Source organism: Actinomycetota bacterium, assembly GCA_005774595.1.
Lineage (GTDB): Bacteria > Actinomycetota > Coriobacteriia > Anaerosomatales > D1FN1-002 > D1FN1-002.
The window spans coordinates 1-1139 of record VAUM01000480.1; the positions used below are offsets into that span (position 1 = coordinate 1).

Annotated in this window: 1 protein-coding gene; it reads right to left on the minus strand. The window is 68.4% G+C overall.

Going from position 1 to position 1139, the window contains the following annotated elements:
• Positions 1-1122: bifunctional phosphoribosylaminoimidazolecarboxamide formyltransferase/IMP cyclohydrolase (purH, locus tag FDZ70_11130; protein TLM65415.1), on the minus strand; the 1122-nt coding region annotated here is incomplete at its 3' end.
• Positions 1123-1139 lie beyond the last annotated feature (17 nt).

Here is a 1139-nt window from a genome sequence, read left to right on the forward strand (position 1 = left end):
GCCTTCGACCGCGCGCGTCTCGTAGTGTCCGCCCGGCGCGCGGACCTCGCCGGTGCGCAGGACGCGCATGTTCTCCTTGGTGCGCAGCAGCTCGAGCGCGTCGTCATCGTAGTCCGGCGCGATGATCACCTCGACGAACTGCCCGCGCTCGAAGATGGCCTCAGGGATGCCCGCGGTCACCGTGCGGTTGAACGCCATGACGCCGCCGAAGGCCGAGACCGGGTCGCACGCGTGCGCCTTCGTGTACGCCTCGACGATGTCGTCGGCGATGGCGGTGCCGCACGGGTTCGTGTGCTTGACGATGACGCAGGCCGGCTCGGTGAACTCGCGCACGGCGGCCCAGCACGCGTCGGTGTCGAGGAAGTTGTTGTACGACAGCTCCTTGCCGCCGAGCTGCTCCGCCATCGCGAGCGTTCCGGGCTTCGCGTCCGCGAAGCGGTAGAACGCCGCAGCCTGGTGCGGATTCTCGCCGTAGCGGCAGTCCTGGGCCTTGAACAGCCGGAGGCGCGCCTCGTGAGGGAACGGCGTGTCCTTGTAGTCGGACAGGTACATCCAGATCGCGGTGTCGTATGCGCTCGTGAGGCGGAAGACCTCGGTCGCGAACGCGCGGCGCGTCTCGGGCAGCGTGCAGCCGCCGTTCGCGCGCATCTCGGAGAGTACCGACTCGTAGCATGCCGGGTCGGTCACCACCGTCACGGATGCGAAGTTCTTCGCCGCGGAACGCAGCATCGACGGACCGCCGATGTCGATGTTCTCGATCGCGTCGGCCTCGGTCACGCCCTCCTTGGCGATGGTGGCCTCGAACGCGTAGAGGTTCACGCACACGAGGTCGATCATGCCGATCCCGTGCTCATCGGCCGCGGCCATGTGCTCCGGCACGTCGCGGCGTGCGAGCAGACCGCCGTGCACGCGCGGGTGCAGCGTCTTGACGCGCCCGTCCATCATCTCCGGGAAGCCCGTGAGGTCGTCGATGGGGCGCACGGCAACGCCCGCCTCGGCGAGCACCTTGGCGGTGCCGCCGGTGGACACGATCTCGACTCCGAACTCGTCGGACAGCGCACGGCAGAACTCGACGACGCCTGTCTTGTCGGTGACTGAGACGAGCGCGCGACGGACCTTCACAAGGGATGCGTCAGGCA